Raw genomic sequence first — 20,009 nt, forward strand, 5'->3', positions numbered from 1 at the left:
GTCTCTAGAAGTTGCGTCCTATCCTTTCTTGGAGCGGAAGCGGAATAATGACCTTGTCCGAGGGATCGGAATCATCCATTGCAAGAGAAGGCGCAGGCTTACGAAAACCTTTGGTCAAAAACAGCAGTATGACAAAGCCGAGACTGTTCCATACGGCTCCCAGAACTAAAGCGATATGACTGATGTTGTACCACATAAGCGCAATGAAGAGAATACCGAGCAACGGCAGAAGGACATATTGAAGGATTCCTTTAACGGAATGGTTCCTTTGCTTGAAATAGTAATGTCTTATTACACATAAATTTACAAATGTAAATGCAATGTATGCCCCGAAGCTGATGATCGAGGCCACTTGATCCAGTGTCAAGAACAGTGAGAGCAGACCCGCGAACACTCCGGTAAACACAATATTGAAGACAGGGATACCCGTTGTCGGATGCAGATAACCGAAAACCTTGTTCGGCAGCACCCGGTCTCTCCCCATCGCAAATAGCAAGCGTGATATGCCCATTTGGGCGGAGACACCGCCGACTAAACAGCTGGCAATGACGACGCCAAGAAAGAACGAAGAGAACAACATTCCGCCAATCGTTTGGGCAATCTCGAAGGCTACTCCGTCAGGACTGGAGAATATGGTAACGTCCGGAAATACCGTTTGCATAAAGTAAGTGAGTATCACGTACATAATTCCGATGAAAAGCGCCAAGGACAGCATGACTTTTGGAATGGTTTTCGTCGGGTTATGCGTCTCCTCAGCAAGTGTGCTTACGGCATCAAAACCGATGAAGGTGTAAGCCACAATGACAGCTCCGGACAGTAGCGATGGAGCATTAAGCGATGAGGAGTAAAAAGAATGCAAGGAAATTAGCTGCTCCTGTCCTTGAACGCTCTGATAATGAATCAACAATATAACGAACAGCACTATAGTAATGAGCTGAATGATGATCAGCAGAGTCGTAAAAGAAACGGCAATTTTCACATTAAATAAATTCGAGATAGTTATGATCGTCATAATGGTAACAACCCATATCCATAACGGTACAGAAGGAAATAAAGGTACTGATAAATGGTGACGGACAGTACGTATGTAAGGGGAAGAAATAAATAATCAATTAAAGCGCCCCATCCGACCAAAAATCCTATATTCGAATGAAACGTTTGCTGAACATAGGTGTAGGCTGAACCTGCCTTAGGATACACTTTGCTCATCTTGGCATAGCTTAGCACCGTGAATAAAATGGCTACTGTAGCAAATGCATATGCCGCCGGAACATGGCCATTGGTAATTTGGGAAGCTATTCCAAAAACAAAAAAAAGCGGAAGTAGGTACCAGTAATCCGATTCCTAGTATAAATACACTAAAGAAATTCAATGTTCGTTTTAATTCCCCATTGCTGGAAGTCATCCTGTTTCCTCCTTTTAGGAAAGGTTTTTAAAATTAATTACATTACCATCAAGAATATCTATCAGTCACTAAAAAAACTGTAACATACTATATTTACAGTTTCAAACTATATTCTGACAAGTATTGACAAATCTTCTGACAAGTATTGACAAAGTTTATGAACAGGAGTATCATTTGATAGTGTTAATTTGTCGCTTTATAACATATTAACCCTATCAATGGTATTGATGAAGATGAATATAACAAAACCTGACTGGCAATAATCGATGTTTCGGCACGTTATTGGTCATAAGGAGACATAACAAGTAGCTTGAGTAGTGCGGTGAAAAATATGGCTGGACGAGAGGGCGAAGCTATGTTTTTTTTGAAAAATGTCGAAAATTATACATGAGTAATTAGGCACAAATAAATAAGAGTAAGCGACCTATATGTAAATGGATATATAGGTCGCTTTTTTGTAGATTGAGTTACACAATGTGGAGCTTGATCAAGTAGATCATTATTGATGGAATTTATTCGAATCTTCTATCATTTACTATTAATGTGGGGGTAGAACATGACGACCTGTATTATGGAGGATGTGCGTATGATAATCGAAGTTTCAGACGTGGTCAAAAAATACAATAATATCGATGTGTTGAAAGGGGTTAATCTGAGCATACGTGAAGGTGAGATATTTGGGTTGCTAGGACCTAATGGGGCTGGGAAGTCTACGTTGATGAATACGATATTAGGACTTTTACGTTTTAACAGTGGCTCAGTGAAGATACTCGGCAAAGACTTTTCAACACATGCAACAGAAATTAAACGTAAAATTGGTTACGTTCCTCAGGAAGTTGCTGTATTTGAAACGTTAAATGCGATAGATAATGTCACTTATTGGGGCAGATTGTATGGTCTGCGAGGAAATGAGTTAGCACAAATGGTTAAGAAGGCACTGGAGTTTACTGGTCTGTGGGACAGAAGGAAATCGAAAGTGAGCACCTTTTCAGGCGGCATGAAGCGAAGGCTCAATATTGCTTGTGCGATTGTGCATAAACCGCGTATTCTATTTATGGACGAACCGACGGTTGGGGTTGATCCGCAATCACGCAATCATATCTTGGAATCTATCCGTATAATGAACAAAGAAGGCACGACGGTCATTTATACGACTCACTATATGGAAGAAATCGAAGCAATCTGTGACCGCGTTGCTATCATGGATTTTGGTCAGTTAATTGCACTTGGGACAATTGACGAATTAATCGCAGACCATATCCACGAACAGTGCCTAAGATTGGAATTCACTGCTAATACAGCGGAATCTGTCAAAGTAATCGAGTCCTTTGATGGAGTTTTGTCCTTTAGTGTTAACGAAGAGATATTAGAAATTAAACTAGACAAAGATGACAGTTGTATTCCTCTTATATTGGAACAATTAATCAAGCAACACTTTAATATAAAATATATGGCAGTAGAAAAACCGAATTTGGAAACTGTTTTCCTCCAATTAACAGGTAAAAAGTTGCGTGATTAAATCGGAAAAGAGGATATGCAATGAATATTTTGTTCCAGATGTTCTATGCGGTTAAACGGATGATCATGAATCCAAAAGCAATTTTGATTAATTTGCTTACTTATGCTATCATTATCCTCATTTTGGGTTCGGTATTCGGTAGTACATATGATATACAAAAGTCATTGGGTAAGGTCACAATAGCTTATGCAAACCTTGATTCAGGCAGGTATGGCGCTATTTTTGATGCTGTTTTACATTCAAATGATGTTACTCAGCTTGCGGAACTAAAGCCGGTTACGTCATTAGATGATGGCAAAGTTCTTATGAATAAGGATGAAGCAGATGCCATTATTTATATTCCTGATAATTTCTCTGACGATAGAGACCTCCCCCATGTCGTCAATGTCTATTTGTCAACAGATTACGGTGTACCTACGATGGTTGTTAAGAACATTGTTAGTAGTCTAACCAATTTGATGAATACGTCTAGCGTTATTTACAACATAACAGGACAAACAGAAGTCGATGCGATGGGTTCCGAACCGCAGAAGAATAATGAAGAGAATGTCAAAGAACAATCCTTAACAAGTTCAAGTTTGCAAGCGACGACTGCGATGGGGTATTACAGCATAGCGATGATACTGATGCTATTATTATACGGGCAAGAATACGGTATTTTTATGGCGTCTGAAGACTATTTGGGCACTTTAGGTAATCGAATGCGCTTGTCTGCTGTGAAACCGTATGTACAATATATTGGCAAAGCACTTGGTTTGTCATTGGTGACATTTTTCCAAGGGGTCATCTTACTCTTGTTTACAAAGTACGTATATGGTGTGGATTGGGGAAACCATATTATAGTTGTACTTCTTACTTTGTTTATATTATCCATACTCGTTACACTACTTGGGTTGATGCTGGTTATTATTACACGTGACATTCAAAAAGCACAATCATTATCCAATTTTATAACGCTGGGTGGGACTTTCATCGTTGGCGGTTTTGTAATCGTGGACTTTGGATCAGTTGCCTATCTATCACCAAGCTATTACGCCAAGACTGCTCTTTTCAATGTCGTATATGGGAATCAAGTGGAACAGGCACTTATTAATATTGGATTAATGATATTAATTTGTGTCGTATTTGTGCTTGTAAGCCTGGCTGCTTCGAGGAGGACGGTAGAATGACAATATTTCTTAATTGTATTAGACGTGTTTTCCAGAAGGGTTGGAGTTTGTTGTTTATTTTTGTTATACCGATTTTATTGACTGTTTTTTTGATTGTGGCGACATCTCAGGAAGTTCAATATAAAGTTGGGATAATAGATGAAGACAATACCTTGTTCACTCAAGATTTTATAGAACAATTGAAGGGGCAGTACGAGATTATCAATCTGACGAGCAATGATGATGTCAAAAGCATGGTTATTAATTCAGAACTAGATGGTGGGTTGCTTTTTCAGCAGGGATTCACCGAAAGCTTGTTGAATGGTGAGGACGTCTCTGTATTAATCTATGACTTAGCAGGTACTGACATCTTTGGTCCTGTAAAAGTGTATGTGTCAAGCTATGTATCTTCTGCAAAACAAATTGCAAGAGCGTCTGGAGGTGATGAGAAGATTTTTTACCAAGGCATGGACGACTACAAGAACAGCGCGTTTAACGTTACATATGAAAGTGCGCTTAAGTATGCAGGTTCAGAACGAGACGTCAGCAATGCGGTAAAATCATTAGGATTTATTGCTTCTGGTATGATATTTCTCATGACATTCTCCACCAGTTTAATCTTGCAAGATAAATTATCAGGTGTGTATGATCGTATTGCAGTTACGCCCGTATCAAGATTTAGTTATCTCATACAAAACATGCTGGCATGTTTTGTGATCGCTGCTATTCAATCCGTATTGTTACTGAGCATTATATCTAGCATAGTAGATTTTCCATTTGGGCAGACCTCTGAGCAGAAACAAGAAGTGTTGCTCGTGTGCTTGGCTTTCTCCCTTGTTTGTGTCGCTCTAGGTGTAGCAATCAGTAGATTCTCGAACACCCGCCTAATGGCTGGTTCGCTCTCGACTTTCATTTACTTTCCTATGCTAATGCTGGGGGGTTGTTTTTGGCCGAGGGAGATTATGCCTAAATTTGCGCAGCAGATCGGAGATTTTTTTCCGACGACATGGTTTTTGCAAGCAGGTAGAGATGTTATAGCCGGGAAAGGTATTGCTGCTTCTTCACAGCAACTGATATATATGCTTAGCTTTGCAGCTCTGCTTATATTTGTTTCCTTTATCGTAAGGAATGAAAAGGTAAGGACGTGATATGAACATAGAAACAATTGTGGTAGATCAAAAAAGTAAATGGTATGCAAAGACAGGTCGTAATCTATTGGATTACGACCTGTCTTAACATCCAAGGAGGGCGCGTTTATGCACAACATAGCGATCTTACTGCCAGGCATAGGATCACAATATTTAAAAATGGGGAAATCCATGTATGACAACTATGCATCAGCAAAAAGGGTTTATGATATTGCTGACGAGTGTCTAGGTTACCATCTGCGGGAACGAATTATGTACGGTGATATTACGGAATTCAATGATAAAACATTTGTGCCGGCAGCTATTTTGACAACGAGCATTGCGTTTTTTACTGTATTTCAAGACGTATTTAATAGTAAGGCGAAGTATTATGCAGGTCACAATATAGGAGAACTGTCGGCATTAGTTTGTTCAGGGGCAGTTGATTTTTCAGATGCACTTCATTTTATTGTAGAACATAGTCAAATTACGCTGTCCCAAAACGATGCATCAAATAAGGAAGAACTATCGTTTCGGTTACAGGAACTTATTGCAAAGCTGCCATTAAAACGGCATGTTAAAAACGTTGTCACCGCTGTGGATGGAAAAATATATACAGACAGTGAAGATGTTGTGAGGTTAATGTTGCAACCTTATACCCAGACCCGATGGAAAGATACGATTCGATATATGACGGACCAAGGTATCTATCGTTACATTGAAATAGGTCCTTCCAACATGTTGCGTCCTCAGGTATTAGATGTTGAGCCTGCAGCACGTGTTCTTACCATGGATTATGAAGGCGACCCTTATTATTCGACAGAACTGTTTAAGAAAAGAAAGTTATTTAATAGGACGTATTTGTTGTCAAGGATGTTAGGAGTTGCAGTTAGTGTACCAAACCATAATTTTGACGATATGGATTATCTTCAAAATGTCATTACGCCATTCAATCAGTTGAAAGACATCTATGAAAAGTACTCGTCTTCCAATGAACAACCTTCCGACTCAGATATGGCAGATGCAAGCCGCTATTTTATGCAAATTATGCATGGAAAAAAGACTGATGCAAATGAGGTAAACCTAAGACTATCCGATCTTCAGGAAGAAACTCTCATTGAAGATGTTGATATGTTCATTGATTTGAATAAGACCACGTTAGTAACAAAGGGCACACCGGTTAGTGGTATGTCTTAAGGAAGGAGTGAACAATATGATAACAACTAAAAAGACGATTGCAATGGACCTCGTTATCTCCATGTTCAAAGACGGAAGAATAGATAAAGCAGAAGCGGGTCAATTATTAAAGGGACTGAATTCGCAAAAGACACCGGTTGCCATAGTTGGGATGAGTTGGAAATCTCCTTTGTCGGATAATTATAATGACATATGGGATGTAATATCGAACAAGCGCACGTTAATACAGGCATGTCCAAAGGATAGAATAACACGTGCCGCACAATTATTGGGTGGATTAGATACAGATGAGCGTAATTATCATTATGGTGCCATCTTATCAGATATCGATCAGTTTGATTATGAATTATTTGGTATATCGCATGAAGATGCATCATTAATGGAACCTAGCCATAGAATCATGCTTCAAGTTGCTTACCGGGCACTTGAAGATGCGGGGTATCTTAGCACAGACCGCAGAAATGAGATTACAGGTGTGTATATCGCCGCTAATTTTACTGCTAACCAAATAACTAATTATCTTAAGTATATCGATAATATTAACATGAAATCGTATATGTTGAATTGGACAAGCTTTCTTGCAACACGCCTTTCAAATCAATTTGATTTACGAGGGCCTTCAACGGTGATTGAGAATAGCTGTGTTAGTGGTGCATTAGCGCTTTATGAGGCTTGTAATTTGCTTGAAACGGGTAAAATTACGTCAGCACTTGTCGGGGGAATCAATATTTCGCATTTGCTTGATAAAAGAACAGTATTGAATGAAGTTTTTCATCATGCGCCAGATATTGCGAGTAAAGGCTATGATGATGAGCCTGGAGGTAACTATGTAGGAGAAGGAGCAATCGCCTTGTTTTTAAAGCCGCTTGATAAGGCTGTGGCGGATCAAGACCGGATACATGGGATTATCAGGGGGATACATACAAATAACAGTGGTGGGGTGACCGTTGACTTTCTGCAAACAAGTTCGGAAATGATTACCCAAGTCGTACAGGGAGCGCTTATCGATGCGAATCTACGACCGGAAGATATTACGTATGTTGACGGTGAAGGGTATTGTGAAAGAATTGAACAAGCGATAGAAGTTAAAGGATTGATTAATGGCTTTCAAACACAGAAAAAACAATATTGTGCACTTGGCCTATCGAGTGTGAATGTAGGCTATTCAGAAGCAATGCTAGGCTTGAGTAATGCTGTGTGTTGTTTGCTTGCCTTAAAGAATAAGCAGATACCGCCTATCTATAAATTTGATACTCCTTCCTCCTATTTGGATCTTATTAATTCGCCATTTTATATAAACGACAAATTAAAAGACTGGAAAGTTGAGGAAGGGAAAAAACGTATCGCTGCATCGTTTTCTTGTGGATATGGCGGGGGGAATGCACTTACCATATTTGAAGAGTATATTCCTGATGAACAGAATTTCCAGCCATGGATTAAAGACCACTATTTATTTTGCATTTCGGGGCACACGCTTGTTTCTCTGCAACAGACAATCAGCAAATTTACGGAATTTGTAAAGCAATATAAGGATATGGAGTCGGCTAACGTGCTTAATTTTTCCTATACGATTCTAGCACGTCGCCAGCATTATAGTCCGTATCGCCTAGCGATTGTTTACCGTACATTTGATGAGCTCTATGAAACTTTAAGTCAATGGATCGTCGATAACAGATCGAGCCGTGATATTTACTATGAAAAGAAAAGCAGAAAGAGCGTTGCAGAAAATCGTGATGTAGAGCAAGGTATGCTATCTTCTCTTGCTAGGTATGATATGCGTGAAATAGCTGAGTACTATGTGAACGGTTATACCATTGATTTTAATAGGTTGTTTCATGACGAACAACCCAGATTGATTGATGTTCCAGGTTACTGTTTTACACAATCTAAATGTTGGATAGGAGGGTAGATTAGGGCGTTGATGAACGGTCTAATCAACTATGATGATGAGAAAAGCATTCTATTTTCCAGGACAAGGTTCACAGTATGTTGGGATGGGGAAAACACTATGTGAGAATTCTAAAATCGCTTCAGATGTATTTGCGGAAGCAAGTGATGCATTGTCACTTGATCTAAAGAAGTTGTGTTTTGAAGGTGATCAAGCGAATTTAACATTAACACATAATGCCCAGCCTGCGATTTTAACAACAAGTGTAGCCATGTTTCGTGTACTGATGGATAGGCACATGATTAAACCCGACTTAATGGCTGGACATAGTTTAGGTGAGATTACTGCACTCACTTGCGCAGGTGCCATTGATTTTGCTGATGCTGTAAAAATTGTGCGTAAACGGGGAGAGCTGATGCAAGAAGCGATTGCACCGGAAGCAGGTTGCATGGTGTCTGTGTTGATGCGTGATGTGGAGAAACTTGAGCATATTTGTCATTTGGTTACTCAATCAAACGAAGTGGTAAGTATCTCAAATTATAATTCACGTACGCAAACCGTTATTTCTGGACATCGTACATCTGTTGATCAGGTTGTAAATGTACTGAATGAAGAGGGGATAAAATCTGTTTATCTCAATGTAAGCGCTCCATTTCATTGTAGTATTATGCAACCTGTCGCCACGCTCTTTGAAGAAGAACTTAATAAATACCGGTTTAATAATTTTACGATACCTGTGCTTTCTAACGTAACAGCTAAGCCTTACCTTGGCAGTGAGGATATCATTCCTAATCTTACAGCGCAAATTTACACACCTGTTCGCTGGGTAGACTGCATGCTCTATGCGAAAAAATATATGATCAAGTATGGCGTGGAAGTAGGTCCGGGACACGTACTTAAAAAATTGATGAATAACATTTTCGGTGACACGCCTGTATTTGCCTATGACCATATTGAGGATATCGAAAAACTTGAAAAACACATTCAGGATAGTGCTATTCCGTTTTTGTCCAGAAGTTTAGGTATTTTTGCGGCTACCCGTAATAACAATTGGGATAGTGAACAATACCAACGAGGAGTTATTGAACCTTATAACAAGTTAAGTGCACTTCAGAGCGAGATTGAGAAGGAAGGAAGAGCTGCTACTGAAGAGGAGATGCAACAAGCTATTACGATGCTGCTAATGATGTTCAAAACGAAACAAACAAGCCGGGAAGAACAGATCGCAAGATTAAAAGAGTTATTCAGAGATTCCAATACAGAAACCATGTTCGAGCATTTTGATTACAATGCAATTACATAGAAGGGGGCTATCCAGTGGATTTGAATATGATTAAGCAAATACCGTATTCGCCATCCGATTCCGATTGTCATGAACCTTCTGTCCAGGATATAGCGATCATTGGTTTACATGCACAGGTTGGAAAAGCCAACAATGTTAAAGAGTTTTGGGATTATATCCGTAATGGAATGGATTTGATTACTGATTTTCCGCAACAACGATATGAGGATGCGGTTCGATCATATCAGTACATGCACCAGAAGGAAATACCTGAAGATTTAGGACAATCTGCTTATATGGATCGAATCGATTTATTCGATCCAAGTGTATTTAATATCTCACCTCGGGAAGCTGAATTCATGGATCCAGCGCAACGTATGTTTTTGGAGTCGGCTTGGACAGCGCTTGAGGATGCCGGCTATGGTGGCGGTTGTTTAAAAGGAAGTCCGACAGGTGTGTTTGTAGGCTATACAAGTCCGCCTGATTCCTACCGTTCGTTGCTGAAAGAGAGTGATGCGCATACGTACGGGATTTCAGTTTCTGGAAATGTGGATGCCATTATCGCAAGTAGAATTAGCTACATATTAAATCTAAAAGGACCGGCAATTAATATTGATACGACTTGCTCATCCTCTTTGGTAGCTGTGCATACGGCTTGTGAGCACATTAAAAATGGTAGCATTACAATGGCGATTGCGGGTTCTGTTCGCTTCAGAATAACACCCGCACCACAAGTGATTGAGAACAAGATGGGAATTGAGTCTTCTTCTTCGAGAACGAAGACGTTTAACTATGATGCAGACGGTACAGGCACAGGAGAAGGTGTTGTATGTTTTATCCTGAAGTCGTTACGCGATGCAGTCCGCGACCGCGATAATATTTATGCGGTTATTAAAGGGGGAAGTGTCAACCAAGATGGAGCTTCGGTTGGCATTACTGCACCAAATGCTGAGGCTCAAGAATCTGTCATAAGAGGGGCATGGAAAGACGCTCGAATCAACCCTGAGACGATATCTTATATTGAAGCGCATGGTACAGCAACAAAACTTGGTGACCCTGTGGAAATTAACGGTATAGAACGTGCGTTCAGCCGAGTGACGGACAAGAAACAATTCTGTGCAATCGGATCTGTAAAGAGTAACGTGGGTCACCTTGATAGTGCAGCAGGAGCGGTAGGGCTACTTAAAGCAGTTTTAATGCTAGAGCATAAGCAATTACCTCCAACGCTTCACTTCACAGCACCTAACCAAAAGATTAATTTTTCATCATCACCTGTTTATGTGAATGATAAGTTATGTAATTGGGAGCCGACGCATTATCCGAGACGATGTGGTGTTAGTTCCTTCGGCATGAGCGGAACAAACTGCCATCTCATCTTAGAAGAAGCCCCCCAAGTAGACAGTGCAGTACATAGTCCAAAACAGTCTCGGATAATTACGATTTCAGCCAAAAATGAACAGACCGTTCGCCGTTACATTGAGCTGTATAAGCAATACTTAACGCAAATGCCAAACTGCAATCTTGATGATTTATGCTATACCGCCAATGTCGGGAGAGTTCATTTTGAATGTCGTTTTGCGATGATTCTTCATACTCCGGAAGATCTTTTAGCGATTAATTTTACAAAAAATCTTAGCGATAACAGTTATGTCTATGGCGAACATAAAATAACGGATTCCAATATTACGGATGGATATATTGACCGCAATACGGTGCAAATACTTTCGCAAAAAGCTGCTGAAATAACGCAGCAAATTATCCATGAGTCGGACGGAGAGCAATATAAGGACTTATTAAATGCATTAATTGCACTATATGTCCAAGGCGCGACTATTGACTGGAAACAATTATATGGCAGAAAAGAACGACGTAAGTTGAGCATCCCTACTTATCCGTTCGATCACAAAAGATATTGGGTTTCGTTACCGTCTAGACAGGAAAAACAATTATTTGAATCTCGCAAAGAGAATCTTCATCCATTAGTTCATACATGTGTGTTAGATACCCATCGTATGCAAGTATATATGACAAAGATGAATGTTGAACAATGTTGGGAATTAAAATGTCATATGATAAATGGTGTTCATGTTTTACCAGGCACTGTTTTTTTTGAAATGGCAGTATTCGTAAGTACTCGGTATTTAAAACATGCTCAATTTGATATTGAGAATCTATTATATTGTGTTCCGTTTGCTTGTGGCAGGCATGAAACTCGTACGATTCATACCGTCATAAGGGAGGATCGTGATGTCATTACGGTGAATTGCTTTAGTAAAAACGATCAGGAAAGTGAATGGATCCATCATTTAGAAGTGTCTGTGCGCGCAAGAAAACATGCAGCCCCTAAAAATATGTCAATCGATATCCCTTCGATTATGGCTCGTTGTGAGGTACTGGATAAGCATACATCATTGGTACCTAAAACAATTGTAGAAATTAAGGGGAATAAGTGGAACAATCTAGCGGCACTTTATAAAAATGATACAGAACTTTTACTTTATTTCTCAGTTGATAAAGCCTTACTAACAGAATTGGATCAATATATACTGTTACCGTCTTTACTTGATCCGGCGATTAATTCTGGCAATTTGATTATTAACGATGTCTTTTTGCCGTTCTCCTGTGAACAAGCGCGCTTCTATCAACCTCTTCCGCCTAGAATGTATAGCTATATTAAGCTAAAAGAGCAAGATCGTGTAACGGAGGAGTTTGCGGCTTTTGACGTCACGCTACTGGACGAGGATGGTCGTATCATTGGGGAACTGAACAATTATGTTATTAAAAAAATCCATGATGAGGAGAACTTTATGAAGTCATCCCAACATCAGTATAGAACGACACACTGGATTGCTTGCCCTGACCCCTTTGATAAAGCGGTGAGTGTTGTGAAGGAAGACGATTGCATTCTCATAATGTATCGTCGTGAGCAACTCAATTCGTTTTTGATGTTGCAGATGCGACAGTACTTTGGAGAGCGGATGATAGCAGTAGAGTTAGGAGAGGCATGTGATTTTGATACCATTCTATCTTCATTGGCGAAGGAGAATATTAAGTATATTGTTCATATTGCTTCGCTTATGCATGAAGAGATACAAACAGTCTCACAGCTTATAACAGAGATGGAGTTGCTCTTCAAAAGCACATTTAATTTGGTAAAGGAATTACTTAACCAAGATGTTCGTCATTCAATAAACTTGGTTATATTCACCTCAAATGCAACGAAAGTAACCGGTGAGGAAGAATGGATTCAACCGTTGAGCTACGGATTGAGTGGTATGGTCAATTCGATTGGCAGAGAGTATGCGAACATTAAGACACGCGTAATAGATATTGATAACGATACATCAGCAGACGTTCTGATCGAAGACATGCTCAGCAATGAATCGTTGCATGCTGTGTCCTATCGAAGAAATATTAAATATATGCAACAACTTCACAATGTCACACAAGGAACAACCCTTGATGATGAACAAATGACGTTAATCGATAACGGGGTTTATATCATCACAGGTGGGTTAGGTGGCATGGGGTTAGCCATTGCCCAGCACTTATTCAGCCTTAACCCTACTATTCATGTCGTATTACTTAACAGAACTTATTCAAGAGATACGTTTTCGCATCTATCGGATCCTACTGATCCAATTCTGCGCAAGAAACTGGAGCAGGTGCAAAGCCTTTGGGCTCAAGGGTATTCATTGGATATTATGCAGGTCGATATTGCTAACTATGTACAAATGGATGATACATTACAGCAATTACGAGATACACATGGAGCGATCTGCGGGGTGATACATGCTGCGGGTATTGCTGGAGATGGGTTCATTATGAATAAGACATGGAAAACGTATGAATCGGTCTTAAGACCGAAAATTGCCGGAACCTGGATATTGCATGAACTGACGCGCGAGGATCCGTTAAGCTTTTTTGTGATGTGTTCTTCTTATGCCTCCATATTTGGTGCAGCAGGACAAAGCGATTATGTCGCTGCGAATGCGTTTCTGGATAGTTTTTCATATTACCGCCGTGCATTAGGGTTGCCTAGTTTGACTATTAATTGGACAGGGTGGCGTGAATCAGGGATGGCGGTAGCGAGTGGTATACGCGAAGAAGGGGTGTATGTGCGATTCCTTAATGATGAAGAAGGAGCCACCGCGTTCTGGCATGCTCTAAAAACAAAGCTGCCTCAGGTGCTGATCGGAGATATTGATTATAAAGCATTACAAATGGAACACGACAAACCCATCATCAGTGTGTTTGCGAATAGTAGCAATTATAAAGGTAACGATCAGAGTCATCGGAGTAAGGGAACTGACCCCGAGGATAAAGAGATCGTTGTGATCGGGAAGAGTATGAGCGATATTACTGACATTGAAAGAAATGTAATCTACGCTTGGTCGCAAACTCTCGGTACAGATCAAGTAGATATCCATGCTAAATTTTTTGAATCGGGTGGCAATTCATTGCTTGCTGCATATCTCCAAAAAGAACTGGATAAGTTCTACCCCGGTATCATCGTGATTACGGATATGTTTGTGTATTCTACAGTAGTAGAAATCGCGCAATATATAGAGAAAAAGACAATGAAGAGCGACAAGATAACGATTAAGGAAGAAAGCGGTAATAACATAGAGGATATGTTAGACCAATTTGTTGCAGGTGATATGAATATGGAGCAGGTACTAGCGTTGCTGAATAAGCGCAATTAATAAGGAGGGATTTAGGTATGAACACTGTAAAGAAATTTATTTTAGAACAACTCAGCATGAAGCATATTTCCCAAACAGAAGCAGTAAATTTGTTAGCGGAGCTTCAACAAAATGAAAAAGACGAATTAAATGAAATAGCAGTGATTGGTGTTGCAAACAGGTTGCCTATGTCAAAAAATTCAGCGGAGTACTGGGATAATTTGGTGAATGGTAGGTTGTGCTTTGTACCGAAACCTGAAGATAAACTTGTTTATGACGAGATGATCTTAAAGAATATTGATTTTAGCAAGTATATCGGCTATACACCTTCGCCAGAAAATTATGACAAACTTGAACAGTTTCAAGGTGGTTATATTACGGATTGGGATAAATTTGATGCCGCCTTTTTCGGGATTCCTCCACGGGAAGCGCGCTATATCGAACCTGAGCAAAGGGTATTCATGGAAGCTGCAGTGACAGCAATCGAAGATGCCGGTTATAGCATTCCGGCGATAACTAATTCGAAAATGGGTGTATTTGTCGGAAAAGATCAAACAAACTCTATCCACTATAAATACCTGACCGAAGATGATCAGATGAAACTAAGTGGATTTTGGAGTGGTATTTTAGCAAGCCGTATTAGCTATACGTTTAACTTAAAAGGGCCAGCCTTCGTCCTTGATACTGCCTGCTCTTCAGGGCTTGTTGCGATACATGAAGCGTGTAGTGCGCTTCGCAATCAAGAGTGTGATATGGCACTCGCGGGTGGGATTAACCTCGGCATCGCTGGTCAAAATATGCAAGATATTGATAACAAGCAAACATCGGATGAGGATATGAATATTATGGACTCCGTCCAATCCACGGATTATCGCGTCCGCACCTTTGATAAGAAGTGTAGTGGTACGGTGTTTTCTGAAGGTGTAGTTGTATTTTTATTGAAGCCACTAAAGAATGCGATAAAAGATGGCGATCACATTTACGGTGTGATAAAGGGGAGCTCAGTAAACAATGATGGGGCTTCAAACGGTATCACTGCTCCGAATCCACTTGCTCAGGAAGAAGTCATCATTGATGCGTGGAAAAGAGCTAACGTTTCACCTGAATCTATCAGTTACGTCGAGACACATGGTACTGGAACGTTGCTCGGTGACCCGATTGAAGTTACTGGCTTATCTAATGCTTTTTCAAGATTTACGGATAAAAAGCAATTTTGTGGAATTGGTTCTGTGAAAACAAACATTGGGCATTCGGTCGGTGCTGCCGGCCCAGCAAATCTATTAAAAGTTCTTTTATCTATGAAACACCGGATGTTACCACCGAGTCTTCATTTTGAGGAGACGAATCCATACATTAATTTTATCAATTCACCTTTATATGTAGTCGACAAATGCATGAATTGGGATAGCGGGGAAATGCCGCTGCGAGCAGGAATAAGTGCGTTTGGTTTTAGTGGAACCAATTGCCACCTTATCGTAGAAGAATATAAGGAGCCGGATTTGTTACCAGATCCGACTTCAAATAATGTACTTTCTCTATCGGCAAAAACGGAAACCGCTTTAAAAAGCTTAATTCATAACTATGAACAATTTCTTGAGAATGAACAAAATATACCGATCGGTAACCTATGCTATACGGCGAACACGGGCCGGGGGCATTATACGTATCGAATCGCTATTGTATTCAATACCCTCAAAGACTTAAGAGAAAAGCTTGCTATTCTGAACAAAAATGATTTAAAAAATATGGTTAATCATGGCATTTACTATGGAAAAAATCATGTTGTATCGGATAAGCGGCAAAGTATAAATGAAGGCGATATTTCAGCTAGTGAGTTAAATCGCATAACACAAGAAGCGCAAGAACTTGTTTTAACAGGGAGTGATGTGATTGAAAATGTATCACAACTCTCCAAGCTTTGTGAACTTTATGTAAAAGGAGCCACAGTTGATTGGAAGCATTTGTATCAAAATGGCGCATATAAGCGCGTTTCTTTACCAACATATCCATTTGATAGAACGCATTATTGGGCTGAACCGGCTACGGTGACGCAATCAATCCTTAGGAAACCGGATACTAAGATATTACATCCGCTTGTTCATCATTGTATTGTTGATTCAATGAAGCAAAGTGTGTATCTCATTAATCCCGAACTATCAAAAGAATGGGTTATTACCGACCATAAGCTTATGGGCACCGGTCTGCTGGTCGGAACGGCATTTCTTGAAATGATTAAAGAGGCTTGCCAGCATTGTTTTAACAATGCAAATATTGTGATTCAGGATCTCGTTTTTATGGCTCCGTTGCTAGCTTATGAAGGGGATAGGGATATCCATATTGTTATTACTCACAATGACGTGAATGCAGAATTTTCGTTTGTATCCAGGCAAGAGGAATCGACTGGGGACGTGTGGATAGAACATTGCAAAGGGACGGTTTGTATGCATGATGATACGCCGCCTAAACAGTTATCATTTTCAGAAATAGAATCAGATCCCGCTTATAAAAAGCTTAGTGTTAAACAAACGTCGGAAGAAAAAGAAGTGTTTTACAGTAATTGGGGTAGTGATAATTATTTTGGCGAGCGTTGGAATTCCATATTAAACTTCTTTACCAAAGCAAATGGTGATCGGGATGAAGTTATAACCGAGTTACAAATTTCAGACAAGTTTTTGTCTGATTTAGACCATTTTTCTTTCCATCCGGCATTAGTTGACGATGCAATTAATGTACCTGTTATCCGAATTTATTCGGGTGGGCTTAAATTATTGCCTTTATCGTATAAAAACTTGAAATTTTATCGCCGGGTTCCGAATCATTTTTACAGTAAGATTGCTTTGACGAAGGATACTAATACGGAAGTGTTTACGTTCCGCGCTTCACTCGTGGATATGTCTGGAAATCTAATCGCAGAGGCGGAAGAAGTCACGCTGAGGCAGATTAGCAAAATGAATGAGTTTAATAGGAATGTCTTTTATGGTATGGACTGGATGCTGCAGTCGGCAACGATACAAAAAACTCAGAATGTGCAAGGTAATATATTAGTTTTTTGTGACCAGGGTGAATATTATGCTCGTGCACTTGCAGAACGAATCCAGCCTCAAGACAGTCGGTTGTTTTTTGTCTCAATTGGCAAAGAATTTAGCCAAATTGATGAAACCCATTTTACTGTTGGTGAAGATGAGGAAGATTATGACAAACTACTTGCTGCGATTGGTGTGAATCTTTGTTCCGTATATCACTTCAGTACCGTTGACTTTACACGAACGGATGTTTCGGCGGAGCGATATGGAGAAGAATTACATCAAGGTCTCTATAGTGTGGTTTATTTGACCAGAGCGTTACTTAGAACGATCCGTGATTCTGTTGACTTTGTGTTGTTGACTGACTATGCACATGAAGTAACAGGAGAAGAAGCTTGTGTCAAGCCTGCACACGCAGCCTTTCTGGCAGTAACCAAGTCGACTGCGGCAGAATATCCTAATCTTCGCTATCGTTGTATCGACATAGATGAGGCAACAGATATGGAGACTGTACTAGATGAGGTGTTGACGGACAATCCAACCTTCCGCGTCGCATATCGAAACAATCAACGATTCACGGAGGCACTTACTGTGATCGAACAGAAACAAGAATCGATAAAGGAGTTGGAGATTAAGCAGACAGGCGTCTATTTCATTACAGGAGGTACCGGTGGATTAGGGTTGCAAATGGCAATAGATTTAGGGAATAAGGGAGCACAAACAATCTGCCTTCTAGCTCGTAAAGCATTGCCTGATCGGTCAACGTGGCAAACCTTACTGTCGGATGGGGATCGTAAACTTAAAACCCTTATTGAATCGATCTTATATCTTGAAAACCTAGGATGTACCATTTTGCTTCGCTATGCGGACGTTAGTGACATGGCCCGAATGGAAAGCACTCTATCAGAGCTAAAAGCCGCATATGGCCCTATTAATGGCATTATTCACTGCGCTGGTATGGCAGGAGATGGATTCCTGTTTAACAAAAATATGAATACATTTCGTGATGTCATAAGACCAAAAATTGATGGTACGGTAGTATTGGATGCTCTGACGAAAGGAGAGACGCTTGATTTCTTTATCCTGTTTTCTTCGATGACGTCTTTATTAGGAGGACCGGGGCAAAGTGATTATACCGCAGCGAACGCATTCCTTGATGCATATGCGACGTACCTTCGGAAAAAAGGCATACCTGCGCTAACTGTGAATTGGCCAGGATGGAGTGAAGTGGGTATGGCAGTCGATTATCAGGTTGCTGATGCCGTTACCTTATTCCGTTCACTGGAGACAGAAGCAGCTATTCAGGCGTTAAATGAGATCATAAAGTACGACTTGAGTAATGTTATACCAGGGCAAATCAATTATGATGTTCTGCAACAAATAGGGGAGAATAATCTTCCATTTAAACTGTCGGCATGGTTGAAGAAAAACCTTGATCGTCATATCAGTCGTCACACTACAAAGAAAAAACAAGTAGCAAAACAGACGATTACACCAGAGGATGTACACATTATTGGTAAAAATGATAATTATACGACTACAGAGAATGAAGTGGCGTTCCGCTATGCTATCGTGTTGGATCTAAGGGAGATTGATATCTATGAGAGTTTTAATTCTCTCGGAGGGGATTCCATTCATGCGATGGAGCTTTTAAAGGAAATAAATGCGGTATATCCTAGAACGATTGATATTACGGATATCTTTACGCACTCTTCCGTAGAAGAATTAGCAGGGCTCATTGATAAGAAGCGCGGTATCGGCAAAGATCAAACCGATGACAAGGCGTTTATTGTACCGAATTATGAATTGTCAGATGACGATATTATGTCAATGTTAGACAATGTGGAACAAGGCAATGTATCCTCTTTCGATGAAGCGATAAAAGTAATTAAAAGTGACAAATAAATGATACATGATTGTATCATTGTCGAATTGAAGAAAGGGGTTATTGATATGGGGAATGAGATTAAACTATTTTGCATTCCTTTTTCAGGGGGATCCGCCGAAGTATATCGCAAATGGAGCAAATCGTTACATAGTGATATACAATTATCCCCTGTGGAATTGCCGGGTCGCGGCAAGAGAATCTTTGAGCCACTTCTGGACGACATAGATACCATTGTTGAAGATATCACAGGTACGATAGCAAGCAATGTTGCTTCGAACGATGATTATGCGATATATGGACATAGTTTAGGTTCACTACTTGCGTTTGAAACGTATTACAAATTAATCGAGAACGGTGTTCATAAGCCGCAGCATATTTTTTTTAGCGGACGTAATGCACCGCAAAATAAGCATAGCCGAACTTCAATTCATCGATTGCCAGACGAGCAATTTTTGCATGCGGTTATGAATTATGGGGGCAATACGCATGAAATAATTGAAAATCAAGAGTTGCTTGATTTATTCTTACCGATATTGCGCGCTGATTTTAAGATATCAGAAACATATTGTCACCAAGAGAAAACAGATAAGATCGCTTGTGATATTACAATCATTAATGGCCGCAATGACCACAGTGCTAGCATGTATGACATGTCCGATTGGAGCTATTATGCAGGTGGGGCAGCGACTTTTCATACGGTAGATGGTGGACACTTTTTTATTACAGAGAATTATGAACCCGTTGTGGATATTATCAAGCAAACATTGACAATATCGGATGAAATTATAGAAAGGCAATGATTGCTCGTTTTATTGTGAACTAATCTTCATTTATCTTAATTAGAAAA

Annotated in this window: 9 protein-coding genes and 1 pseudogene; 9 read left to right on the plus strand and 1 reads right to left on the minus strand. The window is 40.0% G+C overall.

All coding sequences use genetic code 11. The annotated features are described in order from the left end of the window. Nucleotides 1–4: 4 nt before the first annotated feature. A pseudogene (locus tag JSQ80_RS25970) lies at nucleotides 5–1,227 on the minus strand (APC family permease). Between the two features lie 764 nt (nucleotides 1,228–1,991). Between JSQ80_RS25970 and JSQ80_RS25980 the strand changes: the two are divergent. From JSQ80_RS25980 to JSQ80_RS26020, 9 genes are all read left to right on the plus strand, one after another. After that, nucleotides 1,992–2,924, plus strand: a complete 933-nt coding sequence (locus JSQ80_RS25980; protein WP_240463818.1) for an ABC transporter ATP-binding protein — start codon at nucleotides 1,992–1,994, stop codon at nucleotides 2,922–2,924. A gap of 20 nt (nucleotides 2,925–2,944) precedes the next feature. After that, a complete protein-coding gene (locus JSQ80_RS25985) occupies nucleotides 2,945–4,093 on the plus strand; it encodes an ABC transporter permease (protein WP_206097371.1) in 1,149 nt (382 codons plus the stop codon). After that, entirely contained in the window at nucleotides 4,090–5,220 is a 1,131-nt protein-coding gene (locus JSQ80_RS25990) for an ABC transporter permease (protein ID WP_206097372.1), read from the plus strand. The genes JSQ80_RS25985 and JSQ80_RS25990 overlap by 4 nt, the downstream gene beginning before the upstream one ends. Nucleotides 5,221–5,328: 108 nt before the next feature. Next, complete coding sequence (locus tag JSQ80_RS25995) at nucleotides 5,329–6,396, plus strand: ACP S-malonyltransferase (protein WP_206097373.1); 1,068 nt, start codon at nucleotides 5,329–5,331, stop codon at nucleotides 6,394–6,396. Nucleotides 6,397–6,412: 16 nt separating this feature from the next. Continuing rightward, nucleotides 6,413–8,305 (plus strand): type I polyketide synthase, encoded by a 1,893-nt coding sequence (locus JSQ80_RS26000; protein WP_206097374.1) that lies wholly within the window; start codon nucleotides 6,413–6,415, stop codon nucleotides 8,303–8,305. A 31-nt stretch (nucleotides 8,306–8,336) separates the two neighbouring features. After that, nucleotides 8,337–9,587, plus strand: coding sequence for an ACP S-malonyltransferase (gene fabD, locus JSQ80_RS26005; protein WP_206097375.1), 1,251 nt, complete (start codon nucleotides 8,337–8,339; stop codon nucleotides 9,585–9,587). Between the two features lie 14 nt (nucleotides 9,588–9,601). Next, nucleotides 9,602–14,272, plus strand: coding sequence for an SDR family NAD(P)-dependent oxidoreductase (locus JSQ80_RS26010; RefSeq protein WP_206097376.1), 4,671 nt, complete (start codon nucleotides 9,602–9,604; stop codon nucleotides 14,270–14,272). Nucleotides 14,273–14,289: 17 nt separating this feature from the next. Further along, the gene (locus tag JSQ80_RS26015) at nucleotides 14,290–19,179 is read left to right on the plus strand and encodes an SDR family NAD(P)-dependent oxidoreductase (RefSeq protein WP_206097377.1); all 4,890 of its coding nucleotides are present in this window, start codon (nucleotides 14,290–14,292) and stop codon (nucleotides 19,177–19,179) included. A 48-nt stretch (nucleotides 19,180–19,227) separates the two neighbouring features. Further along, nucleotides 19,228–19,962: a thioesterase II family protein gene (locus tag JSQ80_RS26020; protein ID WP_206097378.1), complete on the plus strand. Its 735-nt coding sequence runs from the start codon at nucleotides 19,228–19,230 to the stop codon at nucleotides 19,960–19,962. Nucleotides 19,963–20,009: the final 47 nt, after the last annotated feature.

Origin of the sequence: Paenibacillus apiarius (genome assembly GCF_017052585.1) — a bacterium.
GTDB classification, from domain to species: Bacteria; Bacillota; Bacilli; order Paenibacillales; family Paenibacillaceae; genus Paenibacillus_B; species Paenibacillus_B apiarius.